At 70.0% G+C, this 16342-nt stretch carries 15 protein-coding genes and 5 tRNA genes; 10 read left to right on the top strand and 10 right to left on the bottom strand.

From position 1 onward, the window contains the following. Positions 1-7: 7 nt before the first annotated feature. From KFLA_RS32955 to KFLA_RS32930, 6 genes are read left to right on the top strand one after another with little or no spacing between them, the layout of a single operon-like run. Positions 8-934: a fumarylacetoacetate hydrolase family protein gene (locus KFLA_RS32955; protein ID WP_012924177.1), complete on the top strand. Its 927-nt coding sequence runs from the start codon at positions 8-10 to the stop codon at positions 932-934. Next, complete coding sequence (locus tag KFLA_RS32950; RefSeq protein WP_012924176.1) at positions 931-2385, top strand: aldehyde dehydrogenase (NADP(+)); 1455 nt, start codon at positions 931-933, stop codon at positions 2383-2385. Before KFLA_RS32955 ends, KFLA_RS32950 begins: the two co-directional genes overlap by 4 nt. Then, on the top strand, positions 2382-4253 hold the full coding sequence (locus tag KFLA_RS32945) for an IlvD/Edd family dehydratase (protein WP_012924175.1): 1872 nt from the start codon (positions 2382-2384) through the stop codon (positions 4251-4253). The genes KFLA_RS32950 and KFLA_RS32945 overlap by 4 nt, the downstream gene beginning before the upstream one ends. Further along, on the top strand, positions 4253-5668 hold the full coding sequence (locus KFLA_RS32940; RefSeq protein WP_012924174.1) for a nickel pincer cofactor-dependent isomerase, group 22: 1416 nt from the start codon (positions 4253-4255) through the stop codon (positions 5666-5668). Before KFLA_RS32945 ends, KFLA_RS32940 begins: the two co-directional genes overlap by 1 nt. After that, positions 5665-6531, top strand: coding sequence for a hypothetical protein (locus KFLA_RS32935; RefSeq protein WP_012924173.1), 867 nt, complete (start codon positions 5665-5667; stop codon positions 6529-6531). Before KFLA_RS32940 ends, KFLA_RS32935 begins: the two co-directional genes overlap by 4 nt. After that, entirely contained in the window at positions 6528-7904 is a 1377-nt protein-coding gene (locus KFLA_RS32930; RefSeq protein WP_012924172.1) for an FAD-binding oxidoreductase, read from the top strand. Before KFLA_RS32935 ends, KFLA_RS32930 begins: the two co-directional genes overlap by 4 nt. Positions 7905-7918: 14 nt before the next feature. Here the strand turns inward: KFLA_RS32930 and KFLA_RS32925 are convergent, their stop codons facing one another. From KFLA_RS32925 to KFLA_RS32890, 9 genes are all read right to left on the bottom strand, one after another. After that, the gene (locus KFLA_RS32925; RefSeq protein ID WP_158307307.1) at positions 7919-8551 is read right to left on the bottom strand and encodes an alpha/beta hydrolase; all 633 of its coding nucleotides are present in this window, start codon (positions 8549-8551) and stop codon (positions 7919-7921) included. 278 nt (positions 8552-8829) lie between these two features. After that, complete coding sequence (locus KFLA_RS39505; protein WP_272941270.1) at positions 8830-8952, bottom strand: hypothetical protein; 123 nt, start codon at positions 8950-8952, stop codon at positions 8830-8832. 266 nt (positions 8953-9218) lie between these two features. Next, positions 9219-10412: an RtcB family protein gene (locus tag KFLA_RS32915; RefSeq protein ID WP_012924169.1), complete on the bottom strand. Its 1194-nt coding sequence runs from the start codon at positions 10410-10412 to the stop codon at positions 9219-9221. Positions 10413-10445: 33 nt separating this feature from the next. Then, positions 10446-10518: transfer RNA gene (locus KFLA_RS37705), tRNA-Gln, on the bottom strand. Positions 10519-10549: 31 nt separating this feature from the next. Continuing rightward, positions 10550-10996: an HNH endonuclease gene (locus KFLA_RS32910; protein ID WP_012924168.1), complete on the bottom strand. Its 447-nt coding sequence runs from the start codon at positions 10994-10996 to the stop codon at positions 10550-10552. Between the two features lie 59 nt (positions 10997-11055). Beyond that, positions 11056-11129: transfer RNA gene (locus KFLA_RS32905), tRNA-Leu, on the bottom strand. Between the two features lie 12 nt (positions 11130-11141). Beyond that, positions 11142-11215: transfer RNA gene (locus KFLA_RS32900), tRNA-Arg, on the bottom strand. 88 nt (positions 11216-11303) lie between these two features. Then, a tRNA-OTHER gene (locus tag KFLA_RS32895) sits at positions 11304-11385 on the bottom strand. Positions 11386-11527: 142 nt separating this feature from the next. Further along, the gene (locus tag KFLA_RS32890) at positions 11528-11710 is read right to left on the bottom strand and encodes a hypothetical protein (protein WP_012924167.1); all 183 of its coding nucleotides are present in this window, start codon (positions 11708-11710) and stop codon (positions 11528-11530) included. A 136-nt stretch (positions 11711-11846) separates the two neighbouring features. Between KFLA_RS32890 and KFLA_RS32885 the strand changes: the two genes are divergently transcribed. The 4 genes from KFLA_RS32885 (at position 11847) to KFLA_RS39185 (ending at position 15044) form a co-directional block, all read left to right on the top strand. Beyond that, positions 11847-12635, top strand: coding sequence for an SDR family oxidoreductase (locus KFLA_RS32885; protein WP_012924166.1), 789 nt, complete (start codon positions 11847-11849; stop codon positions 12633-12635). Between the two features lie 87 nt (positions 12636-12722). After that, positions 12723-12798, top strand: a tRNA-Thr gene (locus KFLA_RS32880). Positions 12799-13513: 715 nt separating this feature from the next. Beyond that, a complete protein-coding gene (locus tag KFLA_RS32875; RefSeq protein WP_012924165.1) occupies positions 13514-14014 on the top strand; it encodes a GNAT family N-acetyltransferase in 501 nt (166 codons plus the stop codon). 751 nt (positions 14015-14765) lie between these two features. Further along, a complete protein-coding gene (locus KFLA_RS39185) occupies positions 14766-15044 on the top strand; it encodes a hypothetical protein (protein WP_237706650.1) in 279 nt (92 codons plus the stop codon). Positions 15045-15233: 189 nt separating this feature from the next. Here the strand turns inward: KFLA_RS39185 and KFLA_RS32865 are convergent, their stop codons facing one another. Further along, positions 15234-16181, bottom strand: coding sequence for an alpha/beta fold hydrolase (locus KFLA_RS32865; RefSeq protein WP_012924163.1), 948 nt, complete (start codon positions 16179-16181; stop codon positions 15234-15236). Between the last annotated feature and the right edge of the window lie 161 nt (positions 16182-16342).

Here is a 16342-nt window from a genome sequence, read left to right as displayed (position 1 = left end):
TGAACCCATGCACTTGGTCCGATACCAGCCTCCCGGTGGCCGTCCGCAGGCCGGAGTGCGCACCGGTGACACGGTGGCACCGGTGCTCGGCGTCACCGAGCTGGCGGAGCTGCTCCGGCTGACCGCCGAGGAGCTGCGCGCCGCCGTGGCGAAGACCGGGCCGGAGCTGCCGGTCGCCGACGTCCAGCTGCTGGCCCCGCTCGACGGCCGCGGCGAGGTCTGGTGCGCCGGCGTCACGTACGAGCGGTCCCGCGGCGCCCGGATGGAGGAGAGCAGCCAGCAGGACGTCTACGACCGGGTGTACTCCGCCGAGCGGCCGGAGCTGTTCCTCAAGGCGCCGGCCTGGCGGGTGGTGACCGAGGGTGAGCCGATCGGCATCCGGGTCGACTCCGGCCACGACGTGCCCGAGCCGGAGCTGGCCGTGGTCGCCAACGCGCACGGCGAGATCGTCGGCTTCACCATCTGCAACGACCTCAGCTCCCGCTCGATCGAGGGTGAGAACCCGCTCTACATCCCGCAGGCGAAGGTGTTCGCCGGCGGCTGCGCGCTGGCCGCCGGGATCCGCCCGGCCTGGGAGGTGCCGAACCCCAAGGACCTGACCATCGAGCTGGTCATCCGGCGCGGCGACGAGCAGGTCTTCACCGGCACCACCTCGACCGCCAAGCTGGTCCGTGAGCTGCAGAACCTGATCGACGTGCTGTTCGTACCGAACGACTTCCCCGACGGTGTGGTGCTGGCCACCGGGACCGGCATCGTGCCCGAGCTCGACTTCGCCCTGCAGGCCGGTGACGTGGTCGAGATCGCGATCAGCGAGGTCGGCACGCTGACGAATACGGTGGCAGTGGGCCGGGAGCCGTTCACCTTCCTGGCCCACCGAGACAGTCCGGCCGAGAGCAGCAGGCCGGCCGCCGAGTCCTTGGAGGAGAACCGATGACCCCCGACACCACTCCCGCTGAACTGGAGCAGGTCCTCACCGACGCGGCCGAGGCGGCGGCACCGCTGGCGGCGTCCGAGCCCGCCGTACGGGCCGGCTGGATCCGCGCGGTGGCGGATGCGCTGGACGCGGCCGCCGACGAGCTGGTGCCGATCGCCATGCGCGAGTCGTCGCTGCCCGAGCCGCGGTTGCGCGGCGAGGTCGCCCGCAGTACCGGCCAGCTGCGGATGTTCGCCGACGTACTGGCGGAGGGCTCGCTGCTCGAGGTCGTCATCGACACCGCCGACCCCGACGCCAAGCCGGTACCGCGGCCGGACCTGCGGCGGGTGCTGGTGCCGCTCGGGCCGGTGCTGGTGTTCGCGGCCAGCAACTTCCCGTTCGCGTTCAGCGTGCCCGGCGGCGACACCGCGTCCGCGCTGGCCGCCGGCTGCCCGGTTGTCGTCAAGGCGCACCCCGGTCACCCGGAGCTGTCGGTGAAAACCGCCGAGGTGATGATGGAGGCGCTGCGCGCGGCCGGTGCGCCGGCCGGTACGTTCGGACTGATCCAGGGCTTCGACGTCGGCGTCGCCGCGCTGAAGGATCCACGGATCACCGCCGCCGGGTTCACCGGCTCGGTCCCGGCCGGCAAGGCGCTGCACGAGATCGCGGCCACCCGGCCGGAGCCGATCCCGTTCTACGGCGAGCTCGGCAGCCTCAACCCCGTCTTCGTCACCCAGGCCGCGATCGACGCCCGGGGCAACGACCTCGCCGGCGGGTTCGTCGCGTCGTTCACGCTCGGCGTCGGCCAGTTCTGCACCAAGCCGGGCCTGCTGTTCCTGCCCGCGGGCCACGGCCTGGAGGACCGGTTGACCGAGGCCACCGGTGGCGTGGCGGCGGCGAAGATGCTGAGCGACAAGATCTCCGAGGGCTTCTCCTCGGGGCTGGACCGGCTGCGCAAGGTGGAGGGCGTCCGGGTGCTCAGCGAGGGCCCGGCGACGCTGCTGCAGACGACCGTGCCGGAGCTGCTCGCCCGGCCGGACGAGATTCTCGAGGAGTGCTTCGGGCCGGTCTCGATCGTCGTCGAGTACGGGTCGGTGGACGAGCTGGTGGCCGGCGTCGAGGCGTTCGGCGGCAACCTGACCGCCACCCTGCAGGCCGAGGAGAGCGCCGACGCCGAGCTGGCGGCCCGGCTGCTGCCGTTGCTGACGGCAAGGGCCGGACGGGTGCTGTGGAACGGCTGGCCGACCGGCGTCGCGGTCTCCTGGGCCCAGCACCACGGCGGCCCGTTCCCCTCGACCGTAGGCTCGATCCACACCAGCGTCGGCGTCACCGCGGCCCGGCGGTTCCAGCGCCCGGTGGCCTACCAGGACACTCCGGACGCCGTACTGCCCGCCGTACTCCGGGACGCCAACCCGGCCGGCATCAGCCGCCGGATCAACGGAGCCATCACCACCGCGGAGGTATCTCGATGACGGACCTGCCCCCGACCAACGACCCCAACGACCGCCCCGCGCCGGGAGCGGTGGATCCTGGGGGCGAGCCGACGCCGGAGAAGACCGGACGGCCGGTCGGGGACGAGCCGGGCCGGCCGAGCGAGCACATCGGCCGGCGCAGCTTCGACCACTGGTTCGGCGAGAAGGACCGCAACGGCTTCATCCACCGGTCCTGGATGCGGGCGCAAGGGTTCTCCGACGAGGTCTTCGACGGCCGCCCGGTGATCGGCATCTGCAACACCTGGTCCGAGCTGACCCCGTGCAACGCCCACCTGCGCCGGCTGGCCGAGTCGGTCAAGCGCGGCGTCTGGCAGGCCGGCGGCTTCCCGCTGGAGTTCCCGGTGATGTCGCTCGGCGAGACGATGCTGCGGCCGACCGCGATGCTGTTCCGCAACCTGCTCAGCATGGATGTCGAGGAGTCGCTGCGCGGCAACCCGATCGACGGCGCGGTGCTGCTCACCGGCTGCGACAAGACCACGCCCGGCTCGATCATGGGCGCCGCCTCGGTCGACCTGCCGACGCTGGTGGTGACCGGCGGCCCGATGCTGAACGGCAAGTTCCGCGGCTGCGACATCGGCTCCGGTACGGCGGTCTGGCGGTTCACCCAGGACCGCAACGCCGGACGGATGTCCGAGGCCGACTACGCGGCGGCCGAGTCCGGCATGTCCCGCAGCAACGGCCACTGCATGACGATGGGCACGGCGTCCACGATGGCGTGCATGGCGGAGGCGCTCGGCCTGCAGCTGACCGGGTCCGCGGCGATCCCGGCCGTCGACTCCCGGCGGTACTCGATCGCCCAGCAGGCCGGTCAGCGGATCGTGCAGATGGTGCACGAGGACCTCAAGCCGAGCGACATCCTGACCCGTGACGCGTTCGCGAACGCGGTCCGGGCGAACGCGGCGATCGGCGGGTCGACCAACGCCGTCATCCACCTGCTGGCCATCGCGGGGCGGGTGGGCGTCGACCTGACGCTGGACGACATGGACGAGTGGGCCCGCGGGGTGCCGTGGCTGGTGGACCTGCAGCCGTCCGGCAAGTACCTGATGGAGGACTTCTACTACGCCGGTGGCCTGCCGGCCGTGCTGCGGGAGATCCTCCCGCTGCTCAAGGCGGACGCGGTCACGGTGACCGGAAAGACCATCGGGGAGAACGTCGCCAACGCCGAGCGCACCGACTGGAGCGGTCAGGAAGGCGAGCCCGCGCACCCGGTGATCCGTCCCGTCGGCAACCCGCTCGGCAGCGGTGCCGGAACGGCCGTGCTGAAGGGCAATCTCGCGCCGGACGGTGCCGTGGTGAAGCAGTCGGCGGCGTCGGAGCGACTGCTGCAGCACCGGGGCAGGGCGTTGGTGTTCAGCAGCATCGAGGAGTACGACAAGGCGGTCGACGACCCGGACCTGGACGTCGACGAGGACACCGTGCTGGTGCTGCAGAACGCGGGACCGCGCGGTTACCCGGGCATGCCCGAGGTCGGCAACATGACGATCCCGCGCAAGCTCGCCGAGCAGGGCGTCGAGGACATGGTGCGGATCTCCGACGCGCGGATGAGCGGTACGGCGTACGGGACCGTGGTGCTGCACGTCGCCCCCGAGGCGGCGGTCGGCGGGCCGCTCGCGCTGGTCCGCACCGGCGACTGGATCGAGCTCGACGTGCCCGCGCGGCGGCTGCACCTGGACGTCTCGGACGAGGAGCTGGCCAAGCGTCGCGCAGACTGGCAACCCACCGTCGCCCCGACCGACCGCGGCTGGGCCCGCCTCTACGTCGAGCACGTCACCCAGGCCAACCAGGGCTGCGACCTCGACTTCCTGATCGGGCGCACGGGCTCCGCCGTCGCGAGACAGAGCCACTGATGACCGGCGAAGAGCGGGGCGCGGGGGAAGGCGGGGACGCCGGAGCCTCGCGACCTGCCGTCTCGTCGACGCCGGGCTCCGTCGCCGCGGGCGCGAGTTCGGCGCCCGCCGGCTGGGGCCCGTTCGAGGCTGTCCGTGGGCTGCGGCCTGCGGGCACCTTGCCTCAGGTCACGCCGGTTCGCCGGTTGATGCCTGACCTTCCGGCCGAGAGCGACCCGTACGGCGCGGCGCGCGCCGCGCTGGGCGCGTCGTCCGCGATGATCCAGCCGGGTGCCAGAATCGCCGTGACCGCGGGGAGCCGCGGGATCCGGGACCTGGTGCCGGTGGTGAAGGCGGCCGTGGACTGGCTTCGCGAGGCCGGGGCCGAGCCGTTCGTCGTACCGGCGATGGGATCGCACGGCGGCTCGACCGCCGACGGCCAGCGGGAGATGCTGGCCGGGCTCGGCGTGACGCCGGAGTCGGTCGGCTGCCCGATCGAGGCGACGATGGAGACCGTTGTCGTCGGCAAGCTGGACGACGGCACCCCGGTGCACCACGACGCGATCGCGGCCGCGGCGGACGGCGTCCTGCTGGTCAACCGGGTCAAGCCGCACACCGACTTCCACGGACCGGTGGAGAGCGGGCTGGCCAAGATCCTGGCGATCGGCCTCGGCAACCACCGCGGCGCCGCGACGCTGCACGCCGGCGGCATCCCGTCGCTCGGCGCCGCGATCGAGGCGGCCGCCCGGACCATCGTTGCCGAGGGCAAGATCGTCGGCGGCCTGGCGATCCTGGAGAACGCCGTCGACCGGACCGCGACCGTCGAGTTCGTGCCACCCGACGGGATCGGTGCCGCCGCCGAGAACGCCCTGCTGCAACGGGCCGGCAGCCTGATGGGCCGGCTGCCGTTCGACGAGCTGGACGTGCTCGTGGTGGACGAAATGGGCAAGGACAAGTCCGGCACCGGGATGGACACCAACGTGATCGGCCGGTGCTGGGTGCACGGCATCCCCGAGTTCGAGCTGCCGTCGATCGCCGCGATCACCGTGCACCGGCTGTCGGAGGCGTCGCACGGCAACGCCTCCGGCCTCGGCCTGGCCGACGTGATCCCGGCCCGGATCCTCGAGCAGATCGACCTGCGCGCCAGCTACGTGAACGCGTTGACGTCGGGCGCCGGCGGGGCACGCCGGTCGCGGCTGCCGATGGTGCTGGAGAACGACGCGGCCGCCGTCCTGGCCGCGGCTGCGATGAGTGGACGGCGGGACTGGTCGGAGCTGCGGCTGGCCCGGATCCGGGACACCCTGTCGCCGCACGAGCTGCTGGTGTCGCCTGCGCTGCTGGTGGAGGCAGGGGACCGGTTCGACCTGGAAATCAGCGGGACAGCGCGGGACCTGACCGACGCGTCGGGCTCGCTCGGAACCTGGGGAGAGGTATGAGGCTGCAGGAAGCGCGCGCGTTGCTGGCCGAGCGGGGATTCGCCGCCGGGGGAGACGCGACCGGCCGGTTCGGCGACGGTTCGGCGTACAAGGTGGAGATCCCGAGCTGCGAGGGCCCGGCGGTGATGCGGGCGGTGCTGGACGAGGCGTCCGCGCGCGGCGTGACCGTGCACCGGATCTCGCAGGGCAGCGGCGTGATGATGCTGACCGACAGCGAGATCCGGGAGATGGTCGAGCTCGGCGCGGCGCACGACGTCGAGGTCTGCCTGTTTCTCGGGCCGCGCGGTTCCTGGGACGTCGGCGGTCAGGCGAAGGTCTCGGCCGCGGTCGGTGGGGTTGCGCGGGGCAACGAGATGGTGGCCGCCTCGCTGTGTGACGCCTACCGGGCGGTCGAGCTCGGGGTGCGCAGCCTGCTGGTCGGCGACCTCGGCGTGCTGGAACTGCTCGGCGACCTGAAGAAGTCCGGCGAGCTGCCGGCCGAGCTGGTGCTGAAGACGTCCGTGCTGATGCCGTTGCCCAACGCACCGACTGCCGCGCTGTACGAGCGGCTGGGCGCGACCAGCCTGAACGTGTCGACCGACCTGCCGGTGCCGGTGCTGGCCGAGATCCGGTCGGTGACCTCGGTGCCGATCGACATGTACATCGAGGTGCCGGACGACCAGGGCGGGCATGTGCGCTTCTACGACGTACCGGAGGTGGTGCGGGTGGCGGCGCCGGTCTACCTGAAGATGGGTCTGCGGAACGCGCCGAACATCTACCCGGTCGGTCTCCACCTGGCCGCGACGGCCGAGGCGCTCGGCCGCGAACGCGTCCGCCGCGCCGAGCTGATCCTGCGCCTGCTGGCCGAGCAGGACCAGGCATGAGTGCCGATCAACTGCTCGCCAAGCTCCGCTCGACGCTCGGCGAGAAGGCGGTGGTCACCGATCCCGACGTGCTCGATGCCAACCGCAACGACGAGGCGACCTTCTGCGCGGCGGGCGTGCCGCTGGTGCTGGTGCGTCCCGGCACGACCGCCGAGGTGCAGGAGGTTGTCCGCGCGGCCGGCGAGTACGGCGTACCGATCGTGACGCAGGGGGCGCGCAGCGGGTTGTCGGGCGGCGCCAACGCGATCGACGGCTGCATCCTGCTGTCGACGGCCCGGATGAACCGGGTGCTGGAGATCTCGGTCGAGGACCAGGTCGCCGTGGTCCAGCCGGGCGTGGTCAACGCCGACCTGTCCCGGGCCGTGCTCGGGCAGGGACTGTTCTACCCGCCGGACCCGTCGTCGTGGGAGATGTCCACGGTCGGCGGCAACATCGCCACCAACGCGGGCGGCCTGTGCTGCGTGAAGTACGGCGTGACCGGCGACTTCGTCCGCGGGCTGGAGGTCGTGCTCGCGTCGGGGGAGGTCGTGCGGACCGGACGCCGCTCGGTGAAGGGTGTCGCCGGCTACGACCTGACGCAGCTGATCGTCGGGTCCGAAGGCACGCTGGGCATCGTCACCGAGGCCACGCTCGCGCTGCGCCCGGCGCCGGAAGCGGCGCTGACGGCGGCCGCGACGTTCCTGTCGGTCGAGGAGGGCGTCGCTGCCGCGGCGGCGGTGATGGCCTCCGGGCTGCGTCCCTCACTGCTCGAGTTCCTGGACGGGCCGACCGCCCGGGCGATTCAGAACTACCGGGACATGGGCCTGCCGGAGAACGTCGGCTCGTTGCTGATGGCGCAGTCGGACCGTGGCCCCCGGGCCGCCGAGGACGTCGCCGCGATTGCCGAGATCTGCACCGCGCACGGTGCCGCCGAGGTCGCCGTCGCGTCCGACGCGGAGGAGTCCGCGATGCTGCTGGAGGCCCGCCGGCTGGTGCACTACGCGCTCGAACCGCTCGGCACCACGCTCATCGACGACGTCGCCGTGCCGCGGTCGAAGCTGGTCGCCCTGCTGACCGGAATCACCGAGATCGGCACGAAGTACGACGTACTGATCTGCTGCCCGGGCCACATCGGCGACGGCAACATGCACCCGACGGTCGTCTTCGACCGGTCCGACCCGGCCGCCGAGGCGCGGGCGTTGGAGGCGTTCGGCGCGGTGATGGAGCTCGGGCTGGCGCTCGGCGGCACGATCACCGGCGAGCACGGCATCGGCAAGCTGAAGCGCCAGTGGCTCGCCCAGGAGCTCGGCCCGGTCGGCCTCCGCCTCCAGCGCGACGTCAAGGCAGCGTTCGACCCGCAGAGTCTGCTCAACCCGGACAAGCTGTTCCTCTGACGTCGTTGGGCAGGTCAGCGGAGGTAGTCGGCGGTGGCGGCGATCAACTCCGGCGTGATCGCGTGACCGAGCTCTTCGAAGGCCAGCTCGGTCAGGGTCGTGCGGGCCCGTAGCCAGGCCGAGGTGTAGTCGGCGAGGTCGGCCGGAATCGCAGTGTCCTGTCCGCAGCGGATGTTCAGAACCGGAGGGCGAACTGCGCGCAGTTCGTCGTCGGGGCCCGCCATTTCGGGCGCCATGAAGCCGCACAGCTGCACAACGGCAGCGAACTGTCGCGGCGCCGCCTGCAGCATGAGCAGCGAGGTCGCTCCCCCTTGGGAGAACCCGACCAGCGAGATCGAACCGAAGCCGCGCAGCCCGGTGACCCAGGCAAGCAGTTCGTCGACGACCGCGCGGATCTGGTGCGCGGCTGCACCGTCGGCGGTCCACTCCGGGGCCCAGGCCCAGCGATCACCCCAGGGGACCGGACCGCGCAGCGACACCGCTACGGCATCGGCCGGCAGCGCGGGGAAGAACTGGGTCATGTCGTGCTCGGTCCCGTAGCGCCCGTGCAGCAGAACCACCAGCGGGCGACCGTCCCGCTGGTCCTCGGGGGCCGACCACACCATCGCGTCCTTGTCGAGCATGCCGGTCAGTCTCGCAGCCGACAAGCCCGCCGTCTCCCTGCCTGGAGTCGAACCAGGGACCCGGCCTTCGGAGGGCCGGGCGTGCATCCGTCACCAGGGAGCTGGGTTGCTCCACCACTCGCCAACCCCGGCGCGCTTCGGTCTCGGCGAGGTGCGTCGCTCCACCACTCACCAATCTCTGGCGCGCTCGGCAAGATGCGCTGCTCCACCACTCATCAACCCCGCATCGGCCGGTCGGCCCACGCGGGGCGCGCCGCCGACTGGTGCTTTCGGCGAAGGTTGCTGAGTGGTGGAGGTTCGCCCTACTCGTCGACCGCGACCACGCGCACCCAGTCGGCGCAGTCGGCCTCGCACCAGACGTGGTCGCCCGCCCGCGCGATCCGATCTCGCTGAACGTGTCCGCAGGCGAGGTGGACGCGCCGCATCGCGTGACCCTGCCGGACCGGAGCACCGGTCCTGCCGCCGGGAACCCGCTTGTTCCGTGCTGTTCTGAGGTCGGCCATGGCCGGTCCTCCTCTCGTGTTGCTTTGGTGGTGTCGCCTTGCTGGTTGGTAGCGTCCTGAAGGACCACCCCAGCAGGCTGTGGATAACCATCGTCCGCCGGGCGGCTCGCTTGTACGCTTAGTGAAATGGAAGAGGACGCACGTGAGGCAGCCCACGCAAACGTCCGCTCCCACCTCAGCTCTTGACCTCAGCCCTTGACGCAGATGACCTGCTTGAGATGCGCGACGACCTCGACCAGGTCGGACTGCGCCGCGATCACCGACTCGATGTCCTTGTACGCCGCCGGCAGCTCGTCGAGCACCCCGGCGTCCTTGCGCGACTCGACCCCGGCCGTCTGCTCGATCAGGTCGCCGACCGTGTACCGGCGCTTCGCCTCGTTGCGGCTCATCCGCCGGCCTGCCCCGTGCGAGGCCGAGTAGAACGACCGCTCCGAGCCGAGCCCGCGCACGACGTACGAGCCGGTCCCCATCGACCCCGGGATCAGGCCCAGGTCACCGAGCCCGGCCCGGATCGCGCCCTTGCGGGTGACGAGCAGGTCGAGCCCGTCGATCGTCTCCTCCGCCACGTAGTTGTGGTGGCACGAGATCGGCTTCTCGAACCGGACCGGCTGCTCGAACGACTCCCGGACCGCCTGCATCACCAGCGCGAGCATCACCGCGCGGTTGCGCGACGCGTACTCCTGCGCCCAGGTCAGGTCACGCCGGTAGGCGTCCATCTCGCGCGTGCCCGCCAGGAAGACGGCCAGGTCGCGGTCCGGCAGGTCGGCGTTGTGCGGCAGCGACTTCGCGATCCGCATGTGCCGCTCGGCCAGCTCCTTGCCGATGTTCCGGCTGCCGGAGTGCAGCATCAGCCAGACCCGGTCCTCGTCGTCCAGGCAGACCTCGATGAAGTGGTTGCCGCCACCGAGCGAGCCCATCTGCTGCTGCGCCTTCTTCTCCCGGTCCTGCACCCCGTCGTGCAGGCTGGAGAACGACCCCCAGAAGGTGTCCCAGCCCCGGTCGAGCCCCAGCTTGCGGACACTCACCGGGTACTCGTGCGCCCGGAACCCGACCGGTACGGCGGCCTCGATCCGGCTGCGGATCTTCGACAGGTCGTCGGGCAGGTCGGCCGCCGTCAGCGACGTCAGCACGCCCTCCATGCCGCAGCCGATGTCGACCCCGACCGCGGCCGGCGACACCGCCTGCTTCATCGCAATCACCGAGCCGACCGTCGCGCCCTTGCCGAGGTGGACGTCCGGCATCACCCGGACGCCGTGCACCCACGGCAGCGCGGCGATGTTGCGCAGTTGCTGCAGAGCCTGGGCGCCGACCTCGTGCTCCTGGGCCCACATCAGAGTGGAGCTCTTCGCCCCACTCAGCGGGACCGGGTACTGAACGTTCATCTCCCCACTCCTGTTCGCTTCGTCGTCTGCAAGCTGCCAGGGCAGGACTCGAACCTGCGGGACCTCGGGTCAGAACCGAGGGTGGGTCACCGTCGCCCACCTGGCACCACTCCGACCGCGGCACCAGAGGGCTGAGATCAGAGGGCTATCTCCGCACGGGAAGGTACCCAGGGCTGCCACAGCAGCGGCATCCCGGCTTCCTCGGGGGTACGGCACCCCTTCTTCTCGTTGCAGCGTGCGTGCGCGGCGACGGCGTTCAGCCACTCGCCCCGGCCGCCGCGCGACCGTGGAACCACGTGGTCCATCGTGGTCGCGCCGGGCTTGCCGCAGTACGCGCAGGTGTACTTGTCCCGCTTCAGCACACCGGCCCGGGTGTACTGCAACCGGCCGGAGGCGTAGCGCCACTTGGTCACGACGTACCGGACCAGGCGCAGCACCCGCGGCAGCGGGAACGGGCCGAAGCTGGCGCCGTCGTCGGCTTCCTCGACGACCGCGACCTCCCGGACGAGCATCCGGATGGCATGGGGAATCGACACGACATGGAGCTGCTCGTACGAGGCGTTGAGCACGATGACACCGCTCATGGTGGTTCCTCCTCTCATCCAGTGTGCCCGACAGGCTGTTGCCGGGTCGTCCGATCCGGTGCGGCTCCAGGGACTCGAACCCCGAACCTTCTGGTCCTGAACCAGACGCCTCTACCAGTTGGGCCAGAGCCGCTCGGTGGTGCAGCACGCCCGGCAGGATTCGAACCTGCACCCTCCTGCTTCGTAGGCAGGCGCTCTGTCCGGTTGAGCCACGGGCGTTCGGTCCTGCGCCGGACGGGTTGCGAACGTCCGGCGCAGGTGGTTTGTGGCGCCCGCTCGGCCGGTAGCTGAGCATCCTGCGGGCGCCTGGCCGAGCTGGGGAGACTCGAACTCCCGATCTCCTCGTCCCATTCTTGAACGAGGCGGCCACGCCGCTGGCCCACAGCTCGAATTTGTTTTACGGCAGGTGAAGTTGTCAATTCTGCGATTCACCGTTCGTGAACGGTGAAATGTTGTTCTGCATGGGCGCAAACGAAAGAGCCGCCCTGGTCGGGTCGTTCCCGACGGGCGGCTCCTGGATGATCCTGGAGATCACGCAGGCGGGCCGCCGGTGCTCAGACGCCGCTCGGAGCTGAGCGCGTAGCCGTCTTCGGTGAGCGGACGCAGGCATGCCAACGAGCCGCCGAAGCGCAGTGCGCTTCCCGCCCGCTGAATTTTCTGCGTCCTGCCGAACACGGTGTCTCCCTGATCGTCGTGGTCCAAGCTGTCGGGCATTAGTTTCGCCTACCGTCGCGACCGGCGTCAATGCATTTGTGGAATTCGCTATTGCGGTTGGTCTTTCCTGCGGTCGGACGCTGCCGGCGCGGGCGGGGTTCCCGGGATTGTCGGCGCGATGTGCTGTGCTGGCGCGATGACTGTTCTCGTTCTCGGCTCCACTGGTTCCACCGGCCGTCGGGTCACCGAGCAGCTGCGGGACCGCAGCGTCGCCGTACGGGCTGCTTCCCGCCGGGGCGAGACCGTGTTCGACTGGGCCCGCCCGGAGACCTGGTCGCCCGCGCTCGACGGCGTCACCGCGGTGTACGTGATGGCGCCGGACGGCGTACCGGTCGAGCCCGCGTTCGTCGCTCAGGCCGTCGCGGCCGGCGTCGAGCGCCTCGTGCTGCTGTCCACCATGCACCCCGAGGAGATCGGCGACGACCGCCTGGTCGCCGCCGAACGCGTCGTACGGGAGTCCGGGACGTCCTGGACCGTCGTCCGCGCCCACTGGTTCAACCAGAACTTCGACGAGGGCTTCTTCCGCCCCGCCATCCTCGCCGGCGAGCTGGTCCTGCCTCTCGCCGACCAGCGCCAGGCCTTCGTCGACGCCACCGACATCGCCGCCGTCGCCGTCGAGGCCCTCGTCGGCGACGGCCACCACGCCCAGACGTACGAAGTGACTGGCCCCGACGCCCTCACCTTCGGCGAAGCGGTCGAGATCATCGCCGATGTCACCCACCGTGACATCCACTACCGGGGGACACCGGAGGACTACCTGTCCACCCCCGAGGCCGACCCCGCCATGCTCGCCTACTTCACCAACCAACTCTCCCTGGGTGACGCCGTCCCCACCACCACCGTCACCCGCCTCACCGGCCGCTCACCCGTCCCCTTCTCCACCTACGCCACCACCGCCGCCCAATCCGGCGTCTGGACCCCCTGATCCACCTCCGCACCGGGCCGCTCCGGATTCCGATTCGGAATCCACCCACCCTTCCCGCTACACTCTTGCCGCGGCCCCCGGGCCACCGCCGCCTTAGCTCAGTCGGCAGAGCGTCTCACTCGTAATGAGAAGGTCGTCGGTTCGATTCCGACAGGCGGCTCCACCCAAACCCCAGGTCAGAGGCCACTCTGAGCCCGGGGTTTCCTTCGTTTGGAGCACTTCGTGGTGCGGGTCGTGCGAACCGGTCTTATGATCCCGACCATGGCGAAGGAGTCGGCCAAGTCGCAGCGATCCAAAGGGCAGATCGAGAGGTTGCCGTCCGGCTCTCTACCGGGCTACTGCGAACGGATTTGCTAAAGCACCCGTGGTCGACTGCAGACGGCCCCGGCGGTGTGGGCGGGCTATGCGCTCAACGACCACCTTGGTGAACGCCTCTGTGGACCCACGTCGACGGCGGATCAGCCACTTTGAACCTCCCGCACGTGTTGCGCGTCAGAGCCCCACGCGCCTGGTAGCGCATCAGTACCGGGAGGTGAGTCGGCCTTGACGACGAGGGTCGCTCTGGGACCGCGGCTCGCCTGGATGAGGTGTTCGGCCTTCAAGAGGACATCAGCGACGGGTGCCGACGGAGACACGGCGCGATGGGGCAGCCCAGCTCCCGCGCATCGACGAGATGACGATCAATGCGACCGAACGCCTCGCCGAGGCACAAGGCAGGGCCTGGCTCGGTGAAGTCGCCGCATTGGAGGACTCCCTGAAGCATCTGCGGCAACGCCGCGCCGAAGCCGAGCAACAGTTGAACACAACGGGCAGACCTGCAGGACCTGAATCAGCCGACCAAGCGCCACTATGGCCTGCTCGGCCGCCAGGATAAGCAGATGATCTTGGAAACGACCCGCCTAAGACTGTTGCCGCTCGGACCGGAGTACGCACAAGATCTGTGGACCGTCTACTCCGATGCTGAAGTCGCCCGCTACGTCGGCGGAGACTCACTGACCGCGGAGTCCACCCGCGAGCAGACCGAAAGATGCGCACGCGCGTGGGCCGAGCGCGGCTACGGCCAGAGCGCAGTGATCTGGAAGGAGACCGGCCAACTGGTCGGACGCATCGGGCTCAGCGACTGGCCGGAATGGCGCGAGGTCGAGCTCGGCTACGCCCTCAGCCGATCCGCTCAAGGCCGAGGACTAGCCAGAGAGGGCGCGAGAGCATGGATTGACTGGGCGACCGCCAACATCACCCACGACTATCTGACCGCAGTCATCCACCCCAACAACGCCCCGAGCGCCCGCTTGGCCGAACACCTCGGCTTCACCCTAGGCCGCCAAGACACGACCAACGGCACAGACGTCAACGTCTTCTACCTCCATCTCCGCAGCTGACGACCGAACCCCCACTGAGCAAAGCACAGCGCCCGGTGCCACGCCTGAAGAGCCCGAACTCGGGTTCGCGGCGGACGGGCGGCTGTCCTCGCCAAGCGCCTCCAGGCGAACCTCGTGGTGCGAGCCGGTCCTGTGGTCCCGAGCATGGCGAAGGAATCGCCTGGCCTGGGGGTCGCCACCCGACGCCACGCTGTCGGCCGCGAGCACCTTCAGCCGGCCACGCCCGGACCGCCCAGCGCATTGGGCGGACGTCGACGGTGTCGCCCGCGAGGACGTCGAAGGCGACAAGCGACGCCGGGGTGAGTCGGCGCCGCACCGTCGCGGTGGTGGTGGCCATCCGTTGCTGCAGCGCGTCGAAGTCAGCAGTTCCCCGGTCCACGCCACCGGCCAGTTGACTGAACTCTTCCGAGCAGCAGTTGGTGCTACAGCCGGTCTTGGAGTCGCTGCGCGCGACCTGGCGGTACGGGTGCGGTACGGGCAGAGACACGTCGGCGACAACTCGTACTGTCGCGGCACATTCAGCGGGCGGGTGCAAGCCAGCTCGAGACATCTCTTTCTCGGAGGACCAATGAAGGCACGTGTACTGGGGGCACTGGTAGGAGTCGCAGCGATGCTGAGCGGGTTGTTGGTGGCAAGTCCTGCGCAGGCTACCGACGGATCGGTCTCCGCTCGCGTGTACTACCCGAACACCTCCGGCAGTGGTGGGGAGGCGCGCGCGTACCTCGACTTCACCGGTCGGTCAGATGTCACGGTGCGGAACCTCACAGTGCGCGACATCTGTCCCGGTGACGGCCGCCCGGTGCGGGCCGTCCTGGTCGTGCTCGACACCGACGGAAAGCGTACGACCATCCCGCCGTACTACTCGGACCGCAACGGCTGCGGCTCCGACGGCACCAACTTCGGGACGTACAGTCTCGGCCTCAGCGACGGCTGGCGCATCAAATCGATCAGCCTCAAGGTGTGCGTCTACAACTCGAGCGGCAACCTGAAGTGCGCGACCAGCGCGGGACGGGACAACCCCTACACCTGAGTCTTCTGACAGAAGACGAGTGACTCGAACCAACCCTCAAACAGCTGTAACAGCGCCATCTTCGTCGCCGTGCCTGGCCGGGGCCGGTCGTCGACGGGTCCCGGCCCGACTGCTGGGACCTCTTCGGCGGAGCAGTTCGCCGATCGGCGTGGCCGTGATCACGTTCGGGCCCGAGGAGCGCCTTAAGACTCACCCCAACGACAGCACCGGCTGGTTTCGGGCGACCAATAGGTCGCCGCAGAAGGAGCGGATGGCGCGGTTGACCGTATCGGGCCGCTCCCAGGGCATGAAGTGACCGGCGCCCTTGACCCAGAACGGACCGACCGCTTCGGGAAAGGCGATCGCACACCGCTCCTCGATGTGGTCGCCTACGGTCACCTGGTCTTCGCCGATCAGCACCAGCGTCGACTGCCGGACCGGCCGGTCGGTCATTTCCGGGGCCGACAGCGGCCGGGTGCCCATGACGATCTCGTAGTCGACGAAGGAGGCGCGCAGTCGGGCGGCGTCCCCGTACGGCTCGGTCAGGAAGGCCAAGTCCTCCTCGCCGAAGGCATCGGGCGGACACCACAGGCGGTGCCCGTAGAACTCGGCCACGTAACGCCGCCGCCGCTCAGGTGTGTCCAGCTCGGCGACCAGGGCGTCGGCGTGGTGGCCTTGACGGCGTTGGTAGTCGTACACGGCGGGCTTGAGGTCGAGAGGCGGAATCCCCGCCGCCGCGAACGCGTCTTTCAGGTCGGGCATGGAGTCGTCCAGGATCACCAGGCGGTCAACCCGGTCCGGGTGGCGGTTGGCCAGGTCGATGGCGATCATCGCGCCCAGATCATGCCCGGCGACGACCGCGCGGTCCCAGCCGAGCGTGTCGAACAGGCCGGTCAGGTCGGTGGTGAACGCGTTGAAGTCGTAGAAGTCGTCCGGCGCGAAATCGGAGTCACCGTAGCCGCGCAGGTCCGGCGCGACGACGTCGAACCCCGCCTCAGCCAAGGGGACGAGATTGTGCGACCAGATGCGGCTCGTGCAGGGAAACCCGTGGATGAGCAGCAGCGGCACACCACCGGCTCCCTGACGGCGCACCGCCAGGCGGTGCCCCTCACGAACCTCGATCCACACCGGCGCAATGACCTCAGCAGGAAGAACCATGCACCCTGCCTACGCCACTTTCCGGACGAAGGACTTCCGGAATCTGGTACTCGACGAGTTCAGTGCAGGCCAGTGACGAACTTTTCGGCACAGAGGCCGTTCGGGGAGAGCGGCTAGTGAGGCTGTGGGCAGGAGCGCGCGATGGCGCGAGCGAGCTGTGC

This window comes from Kribbella flavida DSM 17836, from assembly GCF_000024345.1.
GTDB lineage: Bacteria > Actinomycetota > Actinomycetes > Propionibacteriales > Kribbellaceae > Kribbella > Kribbella flavida.
The sequence above is the reverse complement of the archived record's forward strand: the minus strand, read 5'-3'. Positions and strand labels throughout refer to the sequence as shown.